Consider the following 23340-nt stretch of genomic DNA (forward strand, 5'->3'; position numbering starts at 1 on the left):
TCGTTCCCGGTGGACTCCCCTGCCACCGGGAACGAGCATAGAGGCCGGGCGGAGCGCGGCGGTCCACAAAGGAACGTCGATCACACCACCGCGCCGTTGTCGTCCCGCTGCCGTGTCGGATTCGCCTTCCGGGCGGGACGTCCGGCCCCGGGCCACCGCTTGTCGAGCAGAATCGCCACGGGCCCCGCGGTGGCCACTGTGGACACCGTGCCGGCGACGAGGCCGAGCAGGAGCGCGAGGGCGAAGTCGGCCAGCGAACCGTCTCCGAGGACCAGCAGCGCCCCGAGGACGAACAGCACTCCGATACCGGTGTTGATCGTCCGTGGCAACGTCTGCAGGACCGCCGTGCCGACGACGCGCGGGAACGGTTCCTTGCGGCGTTGTCCCCGCACCTCCCGCACCCGGTCGAAGACCACCACCGAGTCGTTGACCGAATAACCGATCACCGTCAGCAGTGCGGCGAGGAAGACGCCGTCCATGGACTTGCCCAGCCAGGCGAAGATCCCGAGGATGATCAGGACGTCCTGGGCGAGCGCGGCGACCGTGGCCAGGCCGAGCCGCCAGTCGAATCGCACGGCCAGGTAGATCAGCTGCGCCAGCACCGCGAGGCCGAGCGCGATCACCGCCTTGGTGCGCAGTTCGGCGCCGAGGCTCGGGCCGATCTTCTCGTCGCGGATCTCGGTGGCGTCGCCCGCGACCCCGGCGACGGCGGCGCGGATCCGTTCGGTGGCGTCTTCGTCGATCGGCTCGGTGCGGACCGAGATGTCCTTCTCGCCGGACATCTGCACGACGGCGCGGGGGAATCCGGCGTCGGAGACCGCGTCCCGGACCCGCTCGACGTCGGCGGGCGCCGAAGTGCTGTATTCGACGACCCGGCCGCCGGTGAATTCGACGCCGAGGTTCGGCCCGGCCACGAACAGGCCCGCGATCGCGGCGATCACGACCGCGCCCGCCACCATCAGCCAGCGTTTCGGTTTCCCGAGGAATTCGGGATCGCGGCGGTTCACCCACTGCCGGACCCGGCCCTCGTGGGTCAGCCCGGACAGCCGCGGTTTGCGCGCGACCACGCCCCGCATCGTGAGGTGCAGCAGCAAACGCGTGAGCACCAGCGAGATGAACAACGCGACGACGACGCCGATCGACAGCGTCACCCCGAAGCCGCGCACCGGACCGGACGCCAGCCAGAACAGCAGGCCCGCGGCGAGCAGGGTGGTCACGTTCGAATCGACGATCGCCGACAACGCGCCGCTGAACCCGCGGCTGACCGAGCGTGGCAGCGAGCCACCCCGTTTGACCGAGTGTTCCTCTCTCGCCCGTTCGAAGACGAGCACGGTGGCGTCGACGGCCATGCCGATGGCCAGCACGAATCCGGCGAGCCCCGGCAGGGTCAGCGTCGCGCCGACGGCGAGCAGCGCGGCATAGGACACGGCCGCGTACGCCACCAGCGCGCCCACGGCGATCAGCCCGGCCAGGCGGTACACCGCGAGCAGGAACAGCGCGGTCAGCGCCAGCCCGATCACGGCTGCGCGGGCACTGGCGTCGATGGCGGCGGCGCCGAGGGTGGGCCCGACGGTGCGCTGCTCGATGATCTCGACCGGTGTCGGCAGCGCGCCGGCGTTGATCAGCAACGCCAGATCCTTGGCCTCGGCGGGCGAGAACCGTCCGGTGATCTGCGTGCTCCCGCCGACGATCCCGACCCCGCAGGCGACCTGCGGGCTCACCTGCGGTGACGAGATCACCTTGTCGTCGAGCGCGATCGCCACCCGGCGGGCGGGATCTCCCGGCGGCGAGCAGGCGGCCTGCCCGGTCAGCCGCTCCCAGGCGCGGCCGGAATCCCCTTTGAAGTCAACCGAAACGAGCCAGCCGCCGCCCTGCGAATCGATCGACGAGCGCGCCTCGTCGACGCCTTCGCCGGTCAGCGCGGCGGGTCCCAGGGTGATCGGCTGCCCGCTCTCGTCGTTGAGCACACGGGAGTCCGCGGCGCCAGTGGCGAGCACGGGATGGAAGGACAGCTGCGCGGTGCGGCCGATGACTTCGACGGCCTCGCGTGGATCCCGGACGCCGGGAAGTTCGACGATGATCCGGTTGTCCCCCGAGCGGGCCAGCATCGGCTCGGCGACGCCCAGGGCGTCGACGCGGCGGCGCAGCACCTCGAGCGTCCGGTCGGTGGTCTCCGCGTCGGCGGTGACGGTGGGTGAATCCTTGGTCTCCAGCACGATCTGCGTGCCACCACGCAGATCGAGCCCCAGTCTCGGGGCGGTGGTCAGCAACAGGTACACGGTCGCGGCGAGAACGACCAGCGAGACGACGGCTCGCCCGGTCATGCCCCGCCGCGCGGTTTCGCGCGGCACGAAGTTCTCCTTGGTGATTTCCCGGTTCGGGCGCGCGAACACGCGCCCGTGAGCGTCAGACGGCTACCGGGAAAGGAGGAGCGCGATCACCCAGCGCGAGGCGGTTCGCCGTGCGCGAGGCGGGAGTGGCTTCGTCGTGGAGTTCGCTGAGGCGGAGCAGCGTCGTGGACGCGGGCCCGTGCGGGACGGTGCCGAAGAGAGGCAGATCACCGTGACCGTGCACACCCAGGAGCGCGGGTTCGGCGGCGAGCCTGCCCGCGGCGCGCACCGGCGCGACGGCCTTGGAGACCGAGGAATCGACCGTCGCGTTCGCCCCGCGCGACTCGTCCGCCGAAGCGGAACCGCCCGAGTGGAGCGCGAAGAACAGGCCGAGCGCGGTCAGCACGGCGGCGAGCAGCACCGGCACGGCCTGCCTGGCCGTCCTTCGGCTCGCCACCATCATCGACACACTCCCAGGGTTCTCGCCGACACCCTACTGGGATCCGGCCGCCCGCCACAGGCGCGTGATCCCGGCGCGGACGCGCTCCTCCCCCAGTTCCGGCAGCAACGCGGTCAGATGTTCGGCCGCCAGCGGGGCCAGGAGGGCATGCGCGGCGTGCTCCGGGTCGGGGGTTCCGTCGAGCAGGATCGCGACGTGCCGGTGCCAGAACCGGTAGGCCCCGATGCGGTAGCGCGCGCCCGGCGCGGCGGTCTCCGACATCCGCACCAGCGGCAGATGTTCGAGCACGTAGTCGACGTACGCGTCGGCGAAGGCCACCAGCCGGTCGGCCGGTGGAGCGCCCGGGCCCAGCGGCGGCGGCCCGTGCAGGATTCCTTCCTGGAGCAGGCGTTCCCGCGCGTCCAGCAGCGCGACGGCCAGCCCGGCCTTGTCACCGAAGCGGCGGAAGAGCGTTCCCTTGCCCACCCCCGCGGCCGCCGCCACCTGATCCATCGACACCGCTTCGACCCCGTGTTCGGCGAACAGCGACGCCGCCGCGTCCAGGATCGCGGCCCGGTTGCGGGCGGCGTCGGCGCGCTCCTTGGGCGGCGGCGTGCGCAGAAGCTCCAACGAGGTTGCAAAAGCGGACTGCGGTCCGTTATGGTCGTGAGGCACATGCGGACTATAGTCCGATTAACTGGAGGTAGCGACATGACCGCACTCATCACCCGTGACGAGCTGAAGGCCGCGATCGACGCGAAGACCGTGACGGTGGTCGACGCACTGGGTGGCGAGTACTACGCCAAGCAGCATCTGCCCGGCGCCGTTCCCCTCGTCCTCGCCGACGTCGACGCGCACGCCGCGACCGTGCTGCCCGATCGCGGCGCCGCCATCGTCACCTACTGCTCGAACCCCGCCTGCCCCAACAGCGGCCAGGTCGCCGACCGGCTCACCGCGCTGGGCTACACCGACGTCCGCAAGTACCGGGAAGGCATCGAGGACTGGGCCGGCGCGGGCCTGCCCCTCGAGTCTCAGGTCTGAGCGGGGACGCGCTCCCGCAGGATCGGGACCCCCTCGCCGTCGAGTTCGGCGAGGTAGGCCGTCCGTCCGGTCATGGCCATGATCAGGGCCAATGTCGTGCCCGAGACGAGCGGCCCGGACCCGACGGCGAAGGGGCCATCGGTGGCTTGCAACCGCAGCCCGCCGATGCGCCCCTTCGCCGTCACCACCAGGTCCGAGCCCCCGTAGTACCCGGCCAGTTCGGTGAGGACGGGGATCGGGTAGTCGCGCCGAAGGCCGAGCGGACGGCGGATGTCTTCGGCGTGCACGATCGCCTCACCCAGCATCGCGATCTTCGGCAACGGCGGTTTCGTCGTACTGGTGACCACGCGCCGGAACCGCTCCAGCGTCTCGGCGCCGTCGCCGCCCATCTGCTCGGCGAGCCGCATGGCGACCTGCTTGTCGAAGTCCCATCGGCAGCGGATCACCCCGGCCATCCACCGCAACGGTGTGAGGCTCGCCCCCGCGGTGACATGCGCGAGCACCTCGCGCACCGTCAGCCCGGTACACAGCGACGGCGTCTCCCACTGCTCCTCGGTGAGCTCCGCGAGGTCGTCCGCCAGTGCCGCCCGCTCGGCGTGGACCAGCGGCCAGAGCTCGGTCTTCGTTCCTGTATCCGTCATCCGGAACCCTCCAGTCGTCGTTCGTCGAAGGTGGGACTCCCGAGGCGACCCGGAATCATCGGTACGTTGGAGACGATTTTCCCGAGTGGACGAAAGATTGAGGACTGATGATCCAGCGGTGGAACCCGGAGACCGTCGCGGCGCCGATCGGCCCGTACAGCCATCTGGTCCGCGTGCCGGCCGATCACGAACTCGTGGTCGTGTCCGGTCAGATCGGCGTGCTGCCCGACGGCGAACTCGCCGGGCCCGACGCCGAGTCCCAGACCCGCGCGCTGCTCGGCAACCTCGAGCGGCTGCTCGAAGCCGCGGGTGCCGGGCCTGAGCACCTGGTCAAGGTGTTCAGCATGCTGTCCGGCACCGAACACCTCGCCGGGTTCCGCACGGCGATGCGCGAGACCTTCACCCGCTGGTACCCCGAAGCGGACTGGCCCGCCCAGTCGCTGATCGTCGTGGCGGCACTGGCCCGGCCGGAGCTCGTCGTCGAGGTGGAAGCCCTGGTCGCGGTGCCGCGCGCCGTCTAGCAGCGGTTCGGCCCCGGTCTAGGACTCCCGGCGCCTCCGTCCGGCGAGGAGCAGCAGCGCGCCGATGGCCAGCATCCCGAACGCCAGCACCGTCATCGTCTTCACCGGTGAGCCGGTCACGGCGAGGCCGGGCGGACGCGGGGTGGTCGGCGGCTGCGGGTTCGGCTTCTCCGGCGGCTGCGGGTTCGGCGGCGTCGGCGGCACCGGGGTGTCCGTGCCGCAGTCGGGGTTCGCCGAACCCGGCGGGCAGTTGCCGCCGGGCGTGTCCGACGTGACGACGTTGCGGAGGCGGTGGTCACCGGTCGCCGGCTTCCGCACGGTGACCGCGTAGGTGACGGTGGCCTTCTCCCCCGGCTTCAGCTCGCCCTTCCAGGTGAGCTTCGGCGCGGAGTAACTGACCGTGCCCATGCTCGCCTTCGCGGTGCCGTCGAAGGTCGCGTCGTCCAGCACCTGGCTCAGGTCGTCGGTGAACGTCGCGTCGTCCACCACGGCCTGCCCGGTGTTCTCCACCGTGACGGTGTATGTGACGACCTCGCCCGGCTTCGCCTGCGTCTTGTCGACCGTCTTCTTGATCTTCAAGCTGGACAGCGGTGTCGTCGTGCCGCACTTCGGATCCTTGCTGCCCGGCGGGCAGTTGCCGCCCGGGGTGTCGGACGTGATCACGTTGGCGAGCTTGCCGTCGCCGTCGGTCTTGGTGACCTTCACGCTGTACGTGACCGTCGCCGTCTGCCCGATCTCCAGGTCGCCGGTCCAGGTCAGCTTCGGCTCCTCATAGGTCACCGAACCGATCGTCGCCGCGCCGTCCTTCTGGAACACGGCGTCGTCGAGGACCTCGGTGAGGTCGTCGGTGAACGTCGCACCGGTCAGTTTCGTCTTGCCCGTGTTGCGCACGGTCACCGTGTACTTCACGACGTCGCCCGGATTCGCCGTGGCCTTGTCCGCCTTCTTCTCCAGCGAGATCCCGGGCACCGGGGTGACGGTCGAACACGCCGGATCGTCGGACTGCGGCGGGCACGTGCCCGGCGTGTTGGTGCTGACGGTGTTCCGCAGTTCGTGATCGCCCGTCACCGGGTTCTTCACCTTCACCGAGTACTTCAGCGTCGTCGTCGCTCCGACCGGCAGATCCCCCACCCACACCAGGTTCGGCGCGGCGAAGGAGAAGGTGCCGGCGACCGGCGCAGCCGTGGCGTCGTCGGAGTAGTCGGCGTCGTCGAGCACCTCGGACAGGTCGTCCGTGACCCGTGCGGCGTCCTCACCGACCAGGGGGACCTTGCCGGTGTTGGTGACGGTCACGGTGTAGGTGACGACGTCACCCGGGTTCGCGGTCTGCTTGTCCGAGGTCTTCTTGACCGTCAGCTCGCGCGACGGCACGTCCGCGACACAGTTCGGGTCGGTCGAATCCGGCGGGCAGTTGTTGCCCGGCGTGTCCGAGGTGACCACATTGGACAGTTTCTTGTCACCGGGGTTCGGGTTCTTGATCTTGACCGTGTAGGTGATGACCGACGCCTGCCCGATGCCCAGCGAGCCGGTCCACGTCAGCTTCGGCGCCGCGTAGGTGACACCACCGATCGTCGCCGCACCGTCGTTCTGGTAGTCGGCGTCGTCCAGGACCTCGGTCATGTCGTCGGTGAAGGTGGCGTCGACCTGTTCGGTCTGCCCGGTGTTGGTGACGGTGATCGTGTACTTCACCGTGTCGCCGGGGTCGACCGACTTCTTGTCGGCGGTCTTCTTGATGAGCAGCCCGGAGACCGGCGTCGTCGTGCCGCAATCCGGATCGGTCGAACCCGGCGGGCAGTTCCCGCCCGGAGTCTCCGAGGTGACCACATTGGACAGCTTCTTGTCACCGTCGCCCGGGTTCTTCACCTGGACCGAGTACGTCACAGTGGCGGTCGCACCGATTTCGAGGTCGCCGGTCCACGTCAGCTTCGGCGCCGCATACGTGACACCACCGATCGTCGCCGCACCATCGTTCCGGTAGACGGCGTCGTCGAGAACCTGCGTCAGATCATCGGTGAACGTCGCACCGGAGATCTTCGTCTGGCCGGTGTTCCGCACAGTGACCGTGTACTTCACGACGTCACCGGGATTCGCCGACTGCTTGTCGACCGTCTTCTTGATCTCCAGACCCGAAACCGGGGTCTCCGTGCCACAGTCCGGATCGGTCGAACCCGGCGGGCAGTTCCCGCCCGGCGTCTCCGACGTCACGGCATTCTTGAGCCGGTTGTCACCGGTGTTCGGGTTCTTCACCTTGACGGTGTAGGTCACCGTGGCGGTCTCGCCGACACCGAGATCACCGGTCCAGGTCAGCTTCGGTGCCGCATACGTGACGCCACCGATGGTCGCCGCGCCGTCGTTCTGATAGTCGGCATCGTCGAGAACCTGCGTCAGATCATCGGTGAACGTCGCGCCAGAGATCTTCGTCTGACCGGTGTTGGTGACGGTGACCGTGTACTTCACGACATCGCCGGGGTTCGCGGATTTCTTGTCGACCGACTTCTCGATCTTCAGGCCGGAAACCGGTGTCGTGGTGCCACACTTCGGATCCGTGGACCCCGGCGGACAGTTGCCGCCCGGCGTCTCCGAGGTGACCGTGTTGATGAGCTTCTTGTCGCCTGGGGCGGGATTCTTGACCTTCACCGAGTACGTGACCGTCGACGCGGCGCCGACCTCCAGGTCACCCGTCCAGGTCAGCTTCGGCGCCGCATACGTGACACCGCCAATGGTCGCGGCGCCGTCGTTCTGGTAATCGGCATCGTCGAGAACCTGCGTCAGATCATCGGTGAACGTCGCACCCGAGATCTTGGTCTGGCCGGCGTTCCGCACAGTGACCGTGTACTTCACCACGTCACCGGGATTCGCCGACTGCTTGTCCACCGACTTCTCGATCTTCAGACCGGAAACCGGTGTCGTGGTGCCACACTTCGGATCCGTCGACCCCGGCGGGCAGTTCCCACCTGGGGTCTCCGACGAGACCGCGTTCTTCAGCAGGTTGTCGCCCGGGTTGGGATTCTTCACCTTGACCGAGTAGGTCACCGTCGAGGTGGCACCGATTTCCAGATCTCCGGTCCAGGTCAGCTTCGGCGCCGCATACGTGACACCACCGATCGTCGCCGCACCATCATTCTGATAGTCCGCGTCGTCCAACACCTGCGTCAGGTCGTCAGTGAACGTCGCACCGGTCAGCTTGGTCTGACCGGTGTTCTTCACGGTGACCGTGTACTTCACGACGTCGCCAGGATTCGCCGACTGCTTGTCCACGGACTTCTCGATCGTCAGCCCCGAAACCGGCGTGGTGGTCCCGCACTTCGGATCGGTCGAGCCCGGCGGACAGTTACCACCCGGAGTCTCCGAAGTGACCACATTGGACAGTTTCTTGTCACCTGGGTTCGGGTTCTTGACCTTCACCGTGTACGTGACCGTCGCCGTGGCGCCGATCTCCAGGTCACCGGTCCAGGTCAGCTTCGGCGCCGCATACGTGACACCGCCGATCGTCGCCGCACCATCATTCTGATAGTCGGCGTCGTCGAGAACCTGCGTCAGATCATCGGTGAACGTCGCACCCGAGATCTTGGTCTGCCCCGTGTTCCGCACCGTCACCGTGTACTTCACCACGTCACCGGGATTCGCCGACTGCTTGTCCACCGACTTCTCGATCAGCAACCCTGAGACCGGTGTCGTCGTCCCGCACTTCGGATCCGTCGAACCCGGCGGACAGTTACCACCCGGAGTCTCCGACGACACCGCGTTCTTCAGCACGTCATCGCCCGGGTTCGGATTCTTCACCTTGACCGTGTACGTCACCGTCGACGTCTCGCCGACGCCGAGATCCCCGGTCCACGTCAGCTTCGGCGCCGCATAGGTGACGCCGCCGATGGTCGCGGCGCCGTCGTTCTGGTAATCGGCGTCGTCGAGAACCTGCGTCAGATCATCGGTGAACGTCGCACCCGAGATCTTGGTCTGCCCCGTGTTCCGCACCGTCACCGTGTACTTCACCACGTCGCCAGGATTCGCCGACTGCTTGTCGACCGACTTCTCGATCAACAGCCCCGAAACCGGCGTCGTCGTGCCGCACTTCGGATCCGTCGAACCCGGCGGACAGTTACCACCCGGCGTCTCCGAGGTCACCACGTTCTTGAGCCGGTTGTCACCGGTGTTCGGGTTCTTCACCTTGACCGAGTAGGTGAACTCCGCGCTCTGCCCCGCGGCGAGCGTGCCGGTCCAGGTCAGCTTCGGTTCCGCATAGGACACCGAGCCGGGCGACGCGGTGGCGTCGTTCTGATAGACCGCGTCGTCCAGCACCCCGGTCAGATCGTCCACGACCTTGAGATCCGCCGCGGTCACCTTGCCGGTGTTGGCGACGACGACCTTGTAGCGCACGGTGTCGCCGGGGTCGGCGGACTCCTTGTCCGCGGTCTTGGTCACCGTGTACGACGGCGGCGGCACCTTGGTCTTCGCGCACGCGGCCGCGGGATCGTCCGGGCAGCGGTTGTCCGGCGGGACGACCGGCGGCGGTCCGGTCGGGACGTTCGCGCGGTTCACCAGTTCCTTGCCGATGGCGGCTTCCTCGACCTTCACGCGCACGGTCAGCGTGGCGGTCTCCCCGACCGCGAGACCGTTCACGGCCCAGTCGATCGGCCCGGTCCCGGACGCGGTGCCCTTCGAGGGAGTGGACGACACGTAGGTCGTCCCCGGCGGCAAGGTGTCGCGCACCGTGAGCGCGGGCACGGGGATCACGCCGGTGTTCCGCAGCGTCACCCGGTAGGTCAGGGTGTCGCCGGGGACCGCCTCGGCGAGGTCGACGGTCTTCGTCAGCTGGTACCCGGGCGACGCGACCGTGTTCCGCACCGTGTTCGACGTGCGTTCCTGCGGTCGTCCGGTGTCCTCGCCGCGGAAGGTGAGCTTGCCGGTGTTGTCGAGTTTGGTGCCGTCCGGCACGTCGAGCCCGACCTTGACCTTGAAGGCGACCTTCTGCGACTGCCCCGGCCTCAGATTCCGGAGAGTGCACGTGACCACCTGCCCGGCGGCCGAACAGTCCGGATTGGACCCGGCCACGAACGTGACGCCGTCGGGCAGGGTGTCGGTGAGCACGACGTTCGTCGCGGTGTCGAGGTCGGTGGTGGAGCCGTCGGCGTGTCGGTTGGCGACGTCGAAGGTGTAGGTGACCTCCCCGCCCTTGGTGACGTAACCAGGTGGATTGTCGTCGGTGTTGCCGACCGGGTCGTTGGCCTTGGTGATCTGCAGATCCGGTTCGAGCGCGTCGGTGACCAGCCAGATCGTCTGGGGGTACAGCGCGTCGCCGACCGTGCCGATCTTCACCTGGAGCGCGGTGGTCCCCGCGGGGACCTTGCCGGTGATGTCGATGCTGCGGGCGTCGTACCCGACGTTGTTCACCGGATTGGGATTCCGCGACGTGACGTTCGTGCCCGAACCGGTGGCCGTGACCCGGTCGATGCGGCTGCTGAAGGCGTTGTTGGTCGCCACCCCGCCGGGCGCGGGCATCGCGATCGTCTGCAGGCTGGCGGCGTCCGGGCCGACCTGGAGGTAGTCGCCGGTGATGGGCGCGTCGCCGTCACCCGCGACGATGCCGAGTTCGACGTTGGGCTGACGCGAGGTCGGGGCCTTGATACCGCTCAGCGCGATGGTCGCCGAACTCGGCGTGCTGCCGCCCGCGACCACCTGCATCCCGTCCCAGACCTGCAGGTACCGCAGCGGCTCGCTGGGCAGTTCGTAGGCGACCACCAGCGACCAGCCACCCCAGCAGCCGAGGTTCGTCCGGCTGATCGACTGGCCCTGGCAGGCCTGGATGTCGGCGACCGTGTACTCCCCGGTGCCGGCGTTCGTGACGAGAGACGTGACGTCGGCCGCGCCGCCGTAGGCGTACAGCGTCGGGGACCCGCCCGTGGTGGTCGCGGGGAACCAGTCGTAGGTTTCGGCGGTGATCCGCTGATACGCGCCGGAGCCCGGGGTCTTGATGGAGACCTGGTTGCCCCGGCTGCCGTCACCGGAGGTCCCGCTGCTGGCGACCGGGTTGAACTGCCAGTACAGCCGGGCGTTGAGCACCTTCGCGCCGGCCGGGACGTTCAGGTTCGCGGCGGACGCGGTGTTACCGGGCGCGGCCGGGTCGGTCTTGATCCACGACACCGGGCTCGCGTTGCTCGCGGACTCGTTGCAGACGACGCCGACGCCGCACTGCACGACGGAGTTGGCGGCCATCGTGATACCGCCGTGCGCCAGCCCGGAGTACACCGGCTCCGGCCCGATCGGCCGCTCGGTGCCCGCCCCGCGCGGCTGGACCTGCGCGCTCGCGGGCAGCGGGGCGCCCATCAGCAGGGCCACGACGACCACCGTGAGCAGTGCTACGCCCCGGCGCCACCGATTTTGCCCACGCCGTTCCGCCATGCCGCCTCCGCCTCACCCCTCGCTCCCGTCGGCCCAGGTCAGGACGGCGGGGACAGCGAGCCCAAGTGATGGTCATCCTGGGTCGGCAAGATCGTCGTCGGCAAGCGGGAGCAGCGGTGTCTCCTGGATAAAACCCATTGAGTGGCCCCGAAACCCCCGGACGGGTGATGAAACACCGTCCACAACGGACAAAGGCGAGGGTGGTGTTTCGGTGTGAAATCCGGCATCGTCGAACGCGTGATCGAAATTCCTTATCGCGGCTCCGGCCCCTATTGCTATACCCATTCCCTCGCGATGCTGCTCGGTGCCGAGGCGCCGGGACCCGACGTGCTCGAAACCGTGACCGGCAGCCCCTTCGGTATGCAGCTGGTCGGCGGAACACTGCCGTTTTTCGACGCCTTCGGCTGGGATCCCGATCTCGGCATCGGCGAAGCGCTCGACGCCCTCGGCTGGAGCGCGGAAACGACGAGCGAACCGGATCCGGACACCGCGTTCGCCCGGCTCGTCGAAAGCCTTTCCGACGGGCCGGTCCTGATCGGCCCGGTCGAAATGGGGCACCTGCGCCACCAGCCGGGAATGACCGGCCCGATCGGCGCGGACCATTTCCTGGTCGCGCTCGCCGCGGACGACGAGTCCGTCACCGCCCACGACCCGCAGGGATATCCGTACGCACGGATCCCGCGGGCGGATTTCGCCGCCGCCTGGCTCGCCGAAACCGTCGCCTACGGCAAACCGCACACGATGCGGACGCGTTTCGTGCAGCACACCGTCGTCTCGGAAGAAGCCGCGATCGTCGCGGCACTCCCCCGGGCAATCAGGCGGCTCGGCGACGAAACGGACACCGGACTCCCGCCCGGCACGGTGGGCAACGGCGACGCCGCCCTCGCACTCGCCGCCCGGATCGAAGAAGGAACTGACCCGGAACTACGTGGGCTGCTCGTCCATTTCGTGGTGCGCCTCGGCGCCCGGCGGACGAACGACGCCGCGACCTGCCTGCGCCGGGTCGGCCACGAAGCCGCGGCCGCCGTCCTCACCACGCAGGCGCGGCTGATCGGCTCCCTGCAGTACGACCTCGTCGTCGAGGACGACGCACGGGCCGCCGCGACACTCCGGACGCTCGCCCCCACCTATGAAGACCTGCGGCGGGCGCTCACGTCATCCTGAGGATCTCGCGGACGATCACCTCGGGCTCGGTCTTCGGCACGTAGTGACCGGACCGCTCCGCGATCACGTGCCTGCCTGCGGACGAAAGGGTCACCCGATGGGTGTGGGACGCGTTCGCCCGCGCTCTCATCGCACCGGACATCCCGCCTCCGCCGAGGCCGCCGGACACGACCGTGAGCGGGATGTCCCCGAGCACCGGTGGGTCGTGCCGCCAAAGGGCCAGTTCGTCGAGGAAGGTGCGGGCCTGCTCCCGGTGGGTCCGTGTCGTCCCGACGGTGAACGCCTCTCGTTCGAGGTCGCGCCGGACGTCGTCCGGGATGTCTCGCAGCAGACCGCGGAAGACGACCTTGAGCAGGCCCAGCCACGCGAGCGCGGCGCTGACCCCGACCGCGACGCGTTCACCGGTGCGAAAGGCCCGGCCGAAGAGCACTTCGGCCGCTTCATCGGTCGGGTCGACCAGGACCAGCCCGGCTATCCGCTCCGGACGGCGGGCGGCGGCCTGCCGCACGATCGGCCCGCCCGCGCTGTGCCCGGCGAGGATGTACGGCCCCGGGCCGAAATGGTCGAGGACGTCGTTGAGGTCGTCGGCCATCCGGCGCAGCGTGCGGCCGCCGGGGTCGGGGGCGCTGCGGCCGAGCCCGGAGCGGTCGTAGGCGATCGCGCGGGTGTGGCGGCCGACCTCCGGCTGGACCGCCGCCCAGGACGACCGGGTGGCGGCCGCGCCCGCTTCGAACACGACCGTCGGCCCGGTGAAGCCCTCGGGTCCCGGGTGCACCATCGCGTAGAGCCGTCTGCCGTCACGGGTGACGACCCATTCGGGCTCGCCTTGGGTGTGGGTCATCCCGCCGTGATCCTCCAGCCGGTGGCGTCGAGCTGCCGCCGCCAGAACTCGGCGAAACGTCCTTGCGCCTCAAGGAGTTCTTCGACCGTGCCCGATTCGGCGATCCGTCCGTCCTCGAGGAAGAGCACCCGGTCGGCGTGCCGGATCCCGGCGATCCGGTGGGTGACGATCACCCGCGTCCTCGACACGGGATCGGCGCTGAGCGAGCGGACCACGGCGTCCTCGTTCTCGGTGTCCAGTGCGCTGGTCGCCTCGTCGACGAGCAGCACGGGCGCAGGTTTGAGCAACGCGCGGGCGATGGACACCCGCTGCCGCTCGCCGCCGGAGAGAGCGGTGCCCGCCTCGCCGACGGCCGTGTGTTCCAGCAGTTCGCCGACCCTGGCGAGCCTCACGACCTCGGCGACCCGCTCGTCGCTCGCCGAGGGATCCCCGGCGAGCACGTTGTCCCGCACCGATCCTTCGAAGAGATACGGCTGCTGGAAGACGAACGTGACGAGATCCCGGCGGAACTCCGCGACATCCTTGCCGTCGGCGAGCACTCGTCCGCTCGTGGGCCGGTGCAGACCGGCGAGCAGCGCGAGCACGGTGCTCTTGCCCGAGCCGGACGGCCCGACAATCGCGGTCGTCGTCCCCGGTTCCAGGGTGACGTCGAAGTCCTCCAGCACGTGCTCGGTGTCCGGCGAGTAGCGGAAACCGACCTTCTCGAACCGGATCTGCGGTGCTTTGGCCGGTGCGGCGGATTCCCCGGCCGGGGCCACGGGCGCGGTGAGGACGGTGCGGATGCGGCCGAGCGTGGTGGTGGCGGTTTCGATACCGGGCGCGAGATCCCCGAGCGCGGTGAACGGTTCGAGGTACCGGGCGATCACGACGATCAGCGCGACGGCCTCGGGCACGCTCAGCTCACCTCGTGTGGCGAGCAGGACCGTCGTCCCCGCGAGCAGGACCAGCGCCAGTTGACCGGCGACGCCGAACAGCATCTGCCCCGGGATCTGCAGGCGGAGCAACCGGACGGTCGCGCCGTGGTGCGCGGTGAGCGCGGCGCCGGCGTGACTGCGCGCGGGTTCGACGCGGCGGGCGGCCCGCAACGTCTGCTGGGTGCGGGCGAACTCGACGATCCGTTCGGTCAGCGTGGTGTTCGCCTCCGCCGTCGCCCGGTCGGCACGGCGGGTGATCCGGCCGGTCGCCCACAGCGCGCCCAGCAGCACCGGGACCCCGGCCAGCGCGGCGACACCGAGCGGCCAGGCGATCGGCAGCAGGGCCAGCGCGATCGCGATCGGCAGGAGGACCGCGCCGATGAGCGGGGTGAGCAGGTACCCGACCAGGCCGACGAGCTCGGGACCGGTGGCGGCGATGGCCTGCCGGGCGGTCTGGGTGTGTTCACCGTCCAACCAGGACAGCCGGACGTCCGTCAGCCGCTCGGCGACGTCGTGCTGGGCGTGGTCCAGCACCCCGAAGCCGAGCTCGAAGCCGAGCCGCCCCACGACGGCGTCGATCGCCCAGCCCGCCGCGGTGACGGCCGCGAGCGCGCCGAGCCAGGGCAGCGCGTCCGAAGGCTCCGCGCCGAACAAGGCACCCACCAACGGCACCAGCAGGACGACACCGGCGGCACGCAAGAGCACCGAAAGCACGGCTAGCACGACATAACGCCGGAAGGCCGAGCGTTTCGCCTCGGGGATCAGGCCCAGCAACGTGCGGATCACGCGGTCACCCCCGCACCGGCACCGGCCCGCCACAAGCGGGCGTAGCGCCCATCCGAGGCCAGAAGTTCTTCGTGGGTTCCGCTTTCCGCGATCCGCCCGCGATCGAGGACGACGATCCGGTCGGCGCCGGTGACCGTGTGCAGGCGATGGGCGATGACCAGGACGGTGCGGCCCGCGGTGAGCCGGTCGAGTGCTTGCTGCACGAGATACTCCGACTCGGGATCGGCGAAAGCGGTCGCCTCGTCGAGAACGAGGACCGGGGCGTCGGCGAGGATCGTGCGGGCGATGGCCACCCGCTGGCGTTCCCCGCCGGACAGCTGGGAACCGGCGTCGAGGACGGTGTCGTATCCCTGGGGCAGCCGGAGGATCCGCTCGTGGATCTGCGCGTCCCTGGCCGCGGCGACGACCTGCTCTTCGGTGGCGCCGGGGACGGCGAGGGCGATGTTCTCCCGCACGGTCCCCCGGACGAGTTGCGGATCCTGGAGCACGAACCCCACGCGGCCGTAGAGTTCGTCGGCGGCGAAGGCGCGGACGTCCCGGCCGCCGACCCGGATCGCTCCCTCGGTGACGTCGTGGAAGCGCGCGACGAGGGCGGCGAGGGTCGACTTCCCGGCTCCCGACGGGCCGACCAGCGCGGTCACCGTGCCGGGCCGCAAGGTCAGGGAAACGTTCTCCAGCACGGGAACGCCGGAACGGTAGGCGAAGCCCACCCGGTCCAGTTCCACGGTGCCCGGCTCGACACCGTCGCGGGCTTCAAGCTCCATTGTGGACAGTTCGGGTTCATCGAGCACGACCTGGATCCGGCGCGCGGCCAGCATTCCCTCGCGAACGCCGCCGAGACCGTAACCGATGCCCAGCAGCCGCGCGCCGAAAGTGGTGCCCAGCACCAGGAACGGGAGCAGCGTCACCGGCTCCATACCGCCGCCGACCACCATCAGCGTGCCGGTGCCGGTGATCAGGAGCAGGAAGGTGGCGGGCCGGGTGGCGAAGTCCAGCATGGTCTTCTTGCCGGTGAACGGGCGCTGCCAGTCGCCGAGGAAACCGAGGTACTCGTCGAGCCGCCGCCGGAACGACGAAGCCGCGGCGCCGCCGAACACGCGGATCACCGGCTGCCCTTCCAGATACGCCCCCGCCTCGCCGGCCATCCGCTCCGCCCAGCGCATCGCCTGGCCGGTCTTGGGTCCCGATTGGACGACCATGATCGACGTGGTGACGAGGTAGACGAGGATCGGGACGAGCAGGACGAGGGCGAGCCGCCAGTCCACCGCGAACAGGTACGCCAGCACCGCGACCGGCGCGACGACGGCCGCCACCGCGTCGGGCACGGCGTGCGTGACCAGGTAGTGGAGTGAGAGCGTGTCGCCCTGCACGAGTTTCGCGACCGTGCCCGAACCCCGCGCGGTGAACCAGCCCAGCGGCAGGCGCGCGAGTTTGCCCAGCAGGCGCTGACGCAGGTCGCGGGCGAACCGCGCGTCGGCCGCGTGCAGCCAGAGCACGACCGCGGACTCCAGCAGGGTGCCGACGCCGAGCAGGATCAGCGTCGAGACACCGAGCGCCCACAACGATTCGCCGCCCGCGAGCATCCGCCGGACCAGTTCCACCAGCAGGACGAAGGGAGCGAGACCGATCAGCGTCACGAAGGCCTGCAGGATCCCGGCGAAGATCAGCGTCCGCCGCACCGGCGCGAGCAGCCGTCCGGCCGCCTGCGTCCGCCATGCCCCCTTCGGCGCCGCTGCGACGGGCTTCGGGACTTCGGCGGCCGTCTCTTCCTTTTCCCCGCGGAAAGCACCCATGGCCCGGCCGTAGTACCAATACGCGCGGCCGTGCACCTCGGACTTGGGGAAGCCGAACGCCTCACGCAAACGCGTCTTCAGGTGTTTGAACGAACCGGCTTCCGTCGCGATCCACGCCTGCCAGTCCGACCAGTCGCGCGTCTCGATCGCCGCGGCCAGCGAAGTCGCGTCCAGGCGCGGCACCCAGTGCACGGTCAGCCGCGGGTGTCCGCCCAGCGGGATCAGCCGGTCGGTCTCGTCGTGCTCTTCGAGGTACAGCTCGATCGGGAGGTCGGCCGGGATCACCTCGAGGATCGCGTTGATCGCCGGGATCGAGGCGGAGTCGCCGATCAGCAGGTACCCGGCGGGAGGCTCGGCGGGGACCGAGAAGGACGAGGAACCCAGTGACATCACCGGCACCTTCGCGCCCGGGCGCGCGTCACGCAGCCAGCGCGACGCCGGACCGGCGGGCTCGTGCAGGACGACGTCGATCGCGAACGTGCCGGCTTCCGGGTCGGCCTCGGTGAGCGTGTACGCGCGCTGGAACTCCGTCGGGCCGCCTTCCGGATCCGGGAACCAGAACCGGAGCCAGGCCGCCGGCTCCACGACGACGTCCTCGAACAACGTCGGTGAAACGAACCGCACCCGCACGAATTTCGGCGTGATCTCTTCCGTCTCGACGACGGTCGCTTCGTGGTCTCTGGCCCCGAAACCGCGCATCACCGCGCCCTGGAATCCGCGCGCCATCACAACCCCTCCCCCGTGGCGGCCAGATCGGCCACCATCTCGGCGACCGGCCTGCCCGGCGGGCAGGACCCGATCAGCCCACGGATCGACGCGGTCAGCAGCAGCCGCACGTACTCGGGCCGCGGCACCTGCGGCAACGCGGCGGACGGTTCGGCGAGCCGGTCGTCGCGGGACAGCCGGTCGCGAACCGCCTCCCGCTCGCGGTCCAGCCCGTCGCCGTCGGCCTCCTCGGCGGCCGCGCTGTTCTCCTCGGACGCGGTCATCGCGATGGTCATCGACGCGACCGCGCCGCTGAGCACGATCGCCGCGCCGGGCTCGTAACCCCGGCGGACGAGGGCGTCGACCTCGATGTTCAGCAAGCGCTGACCGCCGTCGCCGCGCGGAAACAGAAGCTGCAGATAGCCGGCGAGGCCCGGGTGCTCCAGCATGAAGGCCCGCATCTGCAGCGCGAAGGACAACAGGTGTCGTTCGAGGTCGTGCCGCGGATCGTCCCGGAGCCGCAGCTCGGCCAGGATGCTCTCGCCGACCAGCCGCTCAAGCCCCCACCGGCTCTCGACGTGGCGATAGAGGGCGGTCGCGGTCACCCCCAGCCGGACCGCGACCGCCTTGACACTGAGCCCGCGCATCCCGAGCTCGCGACCGACCCGCACGATGTCGTCCACCGCGACCATGGCCGGGCGGCCACCGATGTTCGGCATGTCGCCCCCTCCGGGAAAGTTATAGGGGGAAACTAAGGGTGGGCTTACCTAATGTCAAGTGGCTACGCGTTGGGGACAGTGGGCCGCGGCTGACTCGGTGGGCGCTCGGTGATCGAGGCTCCCAATGTGGCATTGGAGACACTCGACGGCCCCAATGCCACATTGGGCGCACTGAGCCGCGGCTTGCCCAGCCCGACGGCAACCGCCTTCCCGCGTACGGCAAGATCTCGCCAAATACCGGCAAGAGCCCAAGCACGGAACTCCAAACCGCACCAAGCGTTCAGCGCAACAAAGCGGCAGCGATCGCCTTACCCCGAGCAGCCGCATCCGGCGCGTTCTCGCGCACCGCGGTCACGATCGCACCGTCCACGATCAAAACGAGCTGCGCGGCGAGTTCCCCCACATCGGCCCGGCCCGCGTCGGCGAGCAGACCGGCCAGGTACTCGGTCAGCGCCGCCTTGTGCTCGGCCGCCACAGCATGCACGGGGCTCGCCGGATCCGCCGTCTCCACCATGGTGTTGATGAAGGCGCAGCCGCGGAAGTCTCTGCGGGAGAAGCGTTCGAAGAGGGCGTCGAAAACCGCCAGGATCCGGTCCTCCGGAGCGAGACGGTAGCCGTCGACCGTGCTGGAGAGCCAGTGCCGCCAGGTGCGGTCCCGTTCCCGCAGCACCGCTTCGACCAGCGCGTCCTTGCTCGGGAAATGCCGATAGAGCGACGCCTTGCCGACCCCGGACTCCTCGAGGATGCGATCGATGCCGACCGCGCGGATGCCTTCGGCGTAGAACAGCTCTTCGGCCGTGCTCAGCAGCCGCTCGCGCGCTCGGGTTCCCACGGGCGAAACAGTACCACTCTGTACCGAATTGGTTGACCGCATACGGTACAGATCTGTACCGTCCAACTCGGAACAGACCTGTACCGTTTGGAGCGATCGTGCCCCGCATCCCCCAGCTCACCGAGCATCCGTTGCTGACCGACGTCCGTGCCCAGCTCGGCCGGGTGCCCAACCTCTATGCCGCGATGGCCAACGGCCCGGCGGCGCTGAGCGGCTACCTCGCCTTGCGCGACGCCCTCACACGCGGCGAACTGACCGCACGCGAGCGCGAGTTGCTCGCGCTGTTCACCGCACAGCGCAACGAATGCGGCTACTGCCTCGCCGCGCACACCTTCCGCGGCGAGAAGATGCGCATCCCCGCCGAAGAACTGGACAAGGCCCGCGAGGCGGAAAGCCCCGACCCGCACACCCGCGCGGTGCTCCGGCTGGCCGACGCCGTCATGGCCCACCGCGGCCGCGTCCCCGACGAGCGGCTGGCCGAGGCCCGCGCCGACGGCGTCACCGACGCGCAGGTCGCCGAGGTGGTCGCGCATATCGCGCTCAACGTGCTGTCCAACTACTTCAACCACGTGGCCGAGCCCGACCTCGACTTCCCCGAGGTGTCCCAGTGAGACACGCGTCGCCGATCCTGCTGACCGCGGCAGGTGCGGGCGGGGTGGCCGCCGCGGGAATGGGCTCCGGTGTCGGACCGGCGGCCTCGGCACCGCTCGCCGCCAGCCTCGCCCTGGTGCTGGCCAACCCGGCGCTCCTCTCCGCCCGGCCGGTCGCGGTTTTCGGCGGCCACGCGCTCGCCGTGGTGGCCGGGGTCCTCGCCGCGTTCGCGCTGCCGCCCGGACCGGTGGCCGTCGCGGTCGCGGCGGCCACCGGATTCGGCGCCATGCTGCTCTTCCGGGTGGTGCATCCGCCCGCCGTCGCATCCGGCTGCCTGATGGTCCTGCAGCCGTGGCCCACCGGCGTGTTCCTGATCGGTGCGGCGGCCACGCTGGCCGTCGCCTTGCTCCTGCACGCCAGGTTCAGCCGTGGCATCGGCGGGGCCGCCGAAAGCGACCCCGCCGATGGTTCCCTCCCCGCCCCTGCCGGCGAGTCTCAGTGATTTCAGAACGTGACGGTGAACCCGTCGATGCTGCCGGTGTCGAACCGGTAGACGTCCTGGGCGCTCAGCTTCCAGGTGCCGTTGGCCGTTTCACCGGAGGCGTCGACGGTGAAGGTCTGGTGCACACCCCCGGCCGAGCCGACACCGCCCGGGTTCTTGAGGCGGTAGGCCTTGCCGCTCGGCCCGATCAGGTCGAGCACGAGGTCGGCGCTGTAAGTGTGCGAAACGTCCACCTTGACCGACAACGACGCGGAAGCCTTGCCGTCACAGCCTTCCTGGGTCACGGAACTGGTCACGGCCGCCCCGGCGTCCGGAATGGACACCGGCGTGGTGTTCGACTTGGCCCCGCAGTTCGGGCCGGGGCCGCCACTGCCGATGAACGACACGTTCAGCAGCTTGTTCGGCGATCCACTGCCCGCGTTCTTGATGACCCCCGCGGTCGCGCCGTTCACCAGCGCGTCCCGCACCTGCTGCGGAGTGGCGCCGGGGTTGGCCGAGAGATAGAGCGCGGCCGCGCCGACGACGTGCGGCGTCGCCATCGAAGTCCCGCTCATCCCGGCGGAGCCCCCGCTGCTCGGGCTCAGCGACGTGATGTTCGTGCCGGGCGCGAAGATGTCCGTGCAGCTTCCGTAGTTGGAGAACGAAGACCGGTTGTCCGCGGAGTCCGAGGCGTTGACCGTGATCGCCTCGGGCACCCGTGCCGGGCTCGTGTTGCACGCGTCGGTGGAGGCGTTGCCCGCCGCCACCCCGTACACGACGCCCGACGCGATCGACCGCTTCACCGCGTCGTCCCCGACACCGGGGGCGTCCATGGTCAGGCTCATGTTCGCCACAGCGGGCTTCTTCGCGTTGGCCGTCACCCAGTCGACGGCGTCGATGATGCCCGAGTCCGGTCCGGAGTTGTTGCAGCCCAGCACCTTCAGCCCGACGATCTTGACCTTCTTCGCGACGCCGTAGGTCTTACTGCCGATCGTGCCCGCGGTGTGGCTGCCGTGCCCGTGGCAGTCGGAGCCGTCCCCGCCCATGAAGTCCTTGCCGAGGCTGGCGCGGCCTTCGTACTCCGGGTTCGACGGGTTGATGCCGCTGTCGAGGTCGTACGCGGTGACACCCGCTCCGTCGTTGGGGTAGTTGTAGGCCTTGTCGAGCGGAAGGCTCTTCTGGTCGACCCGGTCCAGTCCCCAGGTCGGGTTCTGCTGGGTGCCGGTGCCGCGGGCGGTGCCGTCTTCGTACACCGCCTTGACCGACGGGTCCGCGGCCAGTTTGCGTGCCTCGGCCGCGGTCATGCCCTTGGCCGAGAACCCGCGGAGAGCCGCCGTCCAGACCGAACGGACCTCCCCGCCATATCGTTTGGCCAGATCGGCGGACGCCGTCTGTCCGGCCGCAGCGACGTCGTGAAGGACGACGATGTACTGGTCGCCGTAGTGCTCCTTGGCCGGGATCACCGTGCCTTCGGCTTCGGCGGCGACGGCCGATCCGGCGCCGAGTGCGAGCAGCGGGCTCAGCAGCCCGAGCGCCAGTAGCGTTTTCGTCTTGTCACGCATGGGAAATCACCTCTGTTTCGACGAAGGTCACTGGACGGTGAGGGTGTACGTGGTGGTCGCGGTCTTGCCGCCGCTGCCCTTCGCGGTCACCGTGACCGGGTACGTGCCGGCGCTGTACGGCGCGAAGACCTGCATGGTCGAACTGCCGCCGCTCGAAACGCTCTGCGGCCAGAACATGGGGCTGAGCGGAAGCCCGGGACCACTGGCGGAGAACGTGATCGAGCCGGTGCCGCCGGTCGCGGTGACGGTGGTGCTCACGAGCGTGCCCACGCGGCCCGACCCGGAAGACGGGTTCACGGTCACCTTCAAGTCACCGGTGGGAGGTTCGCCCGCGCCGACGGTGAGCGAGAGCCCCGCGGTGGCCGTGTCGGTGGTCCCCTTGCCGGAAATCGTGACCTGGTAGGCCTTTTCCGGGGTTCCGGCGGCGGTCTCGATGGTCAGCTTGGCGACCTCGCCCGCCTTGATCGTCGCGGGCTGGAAGGTGGCCTTGGCGCCCTCGGGCAATCCGGACGCGGAAAGCGTGATGTCCTCGGCGCCGTTCTTGCCCGGTTTGCTCGTGACGCTCGCCGACACGTACTTGCCCGGCAGGACCTTCACCGACGACGGCGAAGCCGCGAGCGTGAAGGCGTCACCGGGCTGCTCGCCGCCGATCTGTTCGGCGACCCAGTCCCCCATGTCGTTGTTGAGCCTGCTGTAGACGCTGTACCAGCGGAAATCGCTACGGCTCCACGAAGCGAGGCCGGTGACCTTCCCGTTGACGACGAACGGGCCACCGCTGTCACCGGGGAGGATGGTCTTGCGGCCGTCGGAGTAGCCCGCGCAGATCATCGTCTTCGGGTCGACGCCGTTCTCCACGCCGGTGCACTGGCTCGCGTTCACGATCGGCAGGGTCAGCTTGTGCAGCGTGACGTCCTGGGTGGTGTCGTTGATGTCCTTCTTGCCGTAGCCGAGGCTGAACCCGTCCTTGCCGGGTGTCTCCAGACCGGTGTCGGCGGAGGTGGCGACCTTCGCGTAGCCGCCGGGCGGCACCGGGATGTCACCGTCGACGGTGATCACCGCGACGTCGTAGCCGTACCAGGGCTGGGTGAATTTGGGATGTGTCTTGTAGTCGACGGCCTTCAGCTGGGTGCCGCCCGCGCTCTTCAGGTCGTCGAGTCCATAAAGGACACTCTTCTCGCCTGCCAGCTCCTTGCAGTGGGCTGCGACGAGGACCTTCCGCGGCGCGATGACGGAACCGGAACAGCTCTGGCCCTTCGGCCTCGAACCGCCTTCCCGCAGGGCGGCGATGACATACGGGTAGTCCTTGACCGACGCGGGCGAGCCGCCGATGCTCTGGCCGTGGACGCCTCCCGTCGGCAAGGGCGCGGCGTCGGTCGGGGAAATGGCGCGAAGGGTGTCGGCCGGTTCCGCACCGGCGAGACCCGCCGCCGGCGCCAGCGCGGCCAGGGTCAGGGCGACCACGCCTAAGATCCGTTTTCTGCTCACGGTGCTTCCTTTCCGGGAAATCGCGAACTGCCCGACAACCATCGATCGACGGCGGAAGCGGAACAATAGTGGAATACGGACCGCGCCCCACTATTT

At 69.4% G+C, this 23340-nt stretch carries 17 protein-coding genes; 5 read left to right on the forward strand and 12 right to left on the reverse strand.

Features of this window, described 5'->3' with window-relative positions; translation table 11 throughout:
* Nucleotides 1–80 precede the first annotated feature (80 nt).
* Genes secD through AB8M46_RS23780 form a run of 3 tightly spaced genes read right to left on the reverse strand, consistent with a single transcriptional unit; the run spans nt 81 to nt 3399 of the window.
* Nucleotides 81–2351, reverse strand: coding sequence for a protein translocase subunit SecD (gene secD, locus AB8M46_RS23770; RefSeq protein WP_394361619.1), 2271 nt, complete (start codon nt 2349–2351; stop codon nt 81–83).
* A gap of 55 nt (nt 2352–2406) precedes the next feature.
* Nucleotides 2407–2793: a hypothetical protein gene (locus AB8M46_RS23775; RefSeq protein ID WP_235213312.1), complete on the reverse strand. Its 387-nt coding sequence runs from the start codon at nt 2791–2793 to the stop codon at nt 2407–2409.
* Nucleotides 2794–2823: 30 nt separating this feature from the next.
* Nucleotides 2824–3399: a TetR/AcrR family transcriptional regulator gene (locus tag AB8M46_RS23780; protein WP_037339592.1), complete on the reverse strand. Its 576-nt coding sequence runs from the start codon at nt 3397–3399 to the stop codon at nt 2824–2826.
* Nucleotides 3400–3480: 81 nt separating this feature from the next.
* Here AB8M46_RS23780 and AB8M46_RS23785 point away from each other — a divergent pair, with 81 nt between their 5' ends.
* Nucleotides 3481–3810 carry a rhodanese-like domain-containing protein gene (locus AB8M46_RS23785; RefSeq protein ID WP_016335231.1) on the forward strand — a complete coding sequence of 110 codons (330 nt, stop codon included), beginning with the start codon at nt 3481–3483 and terminating at the stop codon, nt 3808–3810.
* On the opposite strand, the gene AB8M46_RS23790 is transcribed toward AB8M46_RS23785, so the two are convergent.
* Nucleotides 3801–4451, reverse strand: a complete 651-nt coding sequence (locus AB8M46_RS23790; protein ID WP_394361620.1) for a maleylpyruvate isomerase family mycothiol-dependent enzyme — start codon at nt 4449–4451, stop codon at nt 3801–3803. The genes AB8M46_RS23785 and AB8M46_RS23790 overlap by 10 nt on opposite strands.
* Nucleotides 4452–4558: 107 nt before the next feature.
* On the opposite strand from AB8M46_RS23790, the gene AB8M46_RS23795 reads away from it, so the two are divergent.
* The gene (locus tag AB8M46_RS23795) at nt 4559–4972 is read left to right on the forward strand and encodes a RidA family protein (protein ID WP_378429514.1); all 414 of its coding nucleotides are present in this window, start codon (nt 4559–4561) and stop codon (nt 4970–4972) included.
* Between the two features lie 18 nt (nt 4973–4990).
* On the opposite strand, the gene AB8M46_RS23800 is transcribed toward AB8M46_RS23795, so the two are convergent.
* Nucleotides 4991–11371, reverse strand: coding sequence for an Ig-like domain-containing protein (locus AB8M46_RS23800; protein WP_394361621.1), 6381 nt, complete (start codon nt 11369–11371; stop codon nt 4991–4993).
* Nucleotides 11372–11608: 237 nt separating this feature from the next.
* On the opposite strand from AB8M46_RS23800, the gene AB8M46_RS23805 reads away from it, so the two are divergent.
* Nucleotides 11609–12535, forward strand: coding sequence for a hypothetical protein (locus tag AB8M46_RS23805; RefSeq protein ID WP_394361622.1), 927 nt, complete (start codon nt 11609–11611; stop codon nt 12533–12535).
* Here AB8M46_RS23805 and AB8M46_RS23810 read toward each other — a convergent pair.
* The 5 genes from AB8M46_RS23810 to AB8M46_RS23830 all read right to left on the reverse strand — a co-directional run bounded on the left by AB8M46_RS23810 (nt 12522) and on the right by AB8M46_RS23830 (nt 19125).
* Nucleotides 12522–13376, reverse strand: coding sequence for an alpha/beta fold hydrolase (locus tag AB8M46_RS23810; RefSeq protein WP_394361623.1), 855 nt, complete (start codon nt 13374–13376; stop codon nt 12522–12524). The two genes, AB8M46_RS23805 and AB8M46_RS23810, sit on opposite strands and share 14 nt — an antisense overlap.
* The gene (locus AB8M46_RS23815; RefSeq protein WP_394361624.1) at nt 13373–15076 is read right to left on the reverse strand and encodes an ABC transporter ATP-binding protein; all 1704 of its coding nucleotides are present in this window, start codon (nt 15074–15076) and stop codon (nt 13373–13375) included. Before AB8M46_RS23815 ends, AB8M46_RS23810 begins: the two co-directional genes overlap by 4 nt.
* Nucleotides 15073–17595, reverse strand: coding sequence for an ABC transporter ATP-binding protein/permease (locus AB8M46_RS23820; protein ID WP_394361625.1), 2523 nt, complete (start codon nt 17593–17595; stop codon nt 15073–15075). Before AB8M46_RS23820 ends, AB8M46_RS23815 begins: the two co-directional genes overlap by 4 nt.
* On the reverse strand, nt 17595–18293 hold the full coding sequence (locus AB8M46_RS23825; protein WP_394361626.1) for a TetR/AcrR family transcriptional regulator: 699 nt from the start codon (nt 18291–18293) through the stop codon (nt 17595–17597). Before AB8M46_RS23825 ends, AB8M46_RS23820 begins: the two co-directional genes overlap by 1 nt.
* 280 nt (nt 18294–18573) lie before the next feature.
* A complete protein-coding gene (locus tag AB8M46_RS23830) occupies nt 18574–19125 on the reverse strand; it encodes a TetR/AcrR family transcriptional regulator (RefSeq protein WP_394361627.1) in 552 nt (183 codons plus the stop codon).
* A gap of 98 nt (nt 19126–19223) precedes the next feature.
* Between AB8M46_RS23830 and AB8M46_RS23835 the strand changes: the two genes are divergently transcribed.
* Both AB8M46_RS23835 and AB8M46_RS23840 read left to right on the forward strand, forming a co-directional pair.
* Nucleotides 19224–19736 carry a carboxymuconolactone decarboxylase family protein gene (locus tag AB8M46_RS23835; RefSeq protein WP_394361628.1) on the forward strand — a complete coding sequence of 171 codons (513 nt, stop codon included), beginning with the start codon at nt 19224–19226 and terminating at the stop codon, nt 19734–19736.
* Nucleotides 19733–20218 (forward strand): HPP family protein, encoded by a 486-nt coding sequence (locus AB8M46_RS23840; RefSeq protein ID WP_394361629.1) that lies wholly within the window; start codon nt 19733–19735, stop codon nt 20216–20218. The genes AB8M46_RS23835 and AB8M46_RS23840 overlap by 4 nt, the downstream gene beginning before the upstream one ends.
* 2 nt (nt 20219–20220) lie before the next feature.
* Here AB8M46_RS23840 and AB8M46_RS23845 read toward each other — a convergent pair whose 3' ends face one another.
* Together AB8M46_RS23845 and AB8M46_RS23850 are read right to left on the reverse strand one after the other, a co-directional pair.
* Nucleotides 20221–21759, reverse strand: a complete 1539-nt coding sequence (locus AB8M46_RS23845) for a S8 family serine peptidase (protein WP_394361630.1) — start codon at nt 21757–21759, stop codon at nt 20221–20223.
* 27 nt (nt 21760–21786) lie between these two features.
* A complete protein-coding gene (locus tag AB8M46_RS23850; RefSeq protein WP_394361631.1) occupies nt 21787–23244 on the reverse strand; it encodes a trypsin-like serine protease in 1458 nt (485 codons plus the stop codon).
* Between the last annotated feature and the right edge of the window lie 96 nt (nt 23245–23340).

Source organism: Amycolatopsis sp. SB7-3 (genome assembly GCF_041021335.1).
Lineage (GTDB): Bacteria > Actinomycetota > Actinomycetes > Mycobacteriales > Pseudonocardiaceae > Amycolatopsis > Amycolatopsis japonica.

Excerpts from the sequence above, each read along its gene's own strand:
- AB8M46_RS23775 (WP_235213312.1), bottom strand. The coding sequence starts at position 2,793 with ATGATGGTGGCGAGCCGAAGGACGGCCAGGCAGGCCGTGCCGGTGCTG.
- AB8M46_RS23785 (WP_016335231.1), top strand. The coding sequence starts at position 3,481 with ATGACCGCACTCATCACCCGTGACGAGCTGAAGGCCGCGATCGACGCG.
- AB8M46_RS23790 (WP_394361620.1), bottom strand. The coding sequence starts at position 4,451 with ATGACGGATACAGGAACGAAGACCGAGCTCTGGCCGCTGGTCCACGCC.
- AB8M46_RS23795 (WP_378429514.1), top strand. The coding sequence starts at position 4,559 with ATGATCCAGCGGTGGAACCCGGAGACCGTCGCGGCGCCGATCGGCCCG.
- AB8M46_RS23800 (WP_394361621.1), bottom strand. The coding sequence starts at position 11,371 with ATGGCGGAACGGCGTGGGCAAAATCGGTGGCGCCGGGGCGTAGCACTG.
- AB8M46_RS23810 (WP_394361623.1), bottom strand. The coding sequence starts at position 13,376 with ATGACCCACACCCAAGGCGAGCCCGAATGGGTCGTCACCCGTGACGGC.
- AB8M46_RS23820 (WP_394361625.1), bottom strand. The coding sequence starts at position 17,595 with ATGGCGCGCGGATTCCAGGGCGCGGTGATGCGCGGTTTCGGGGCCAGA.
- AB8M46_RS23825 (WP_394361626.1), bottom strand. The coding sequence starts at position 18,293 with ATGCCGAACATCGGTGGCCGCCCGGCCATGGTCGCGGTGGACGACATC.
- AB8M46_RS23845 (WP_394361630.1), bottom strand. The coding sequence starts at position 21,759 with ATGCGTGACAAGACGAAAACGCTACTGGCGCTCGGGCTGCTGAGCCCG.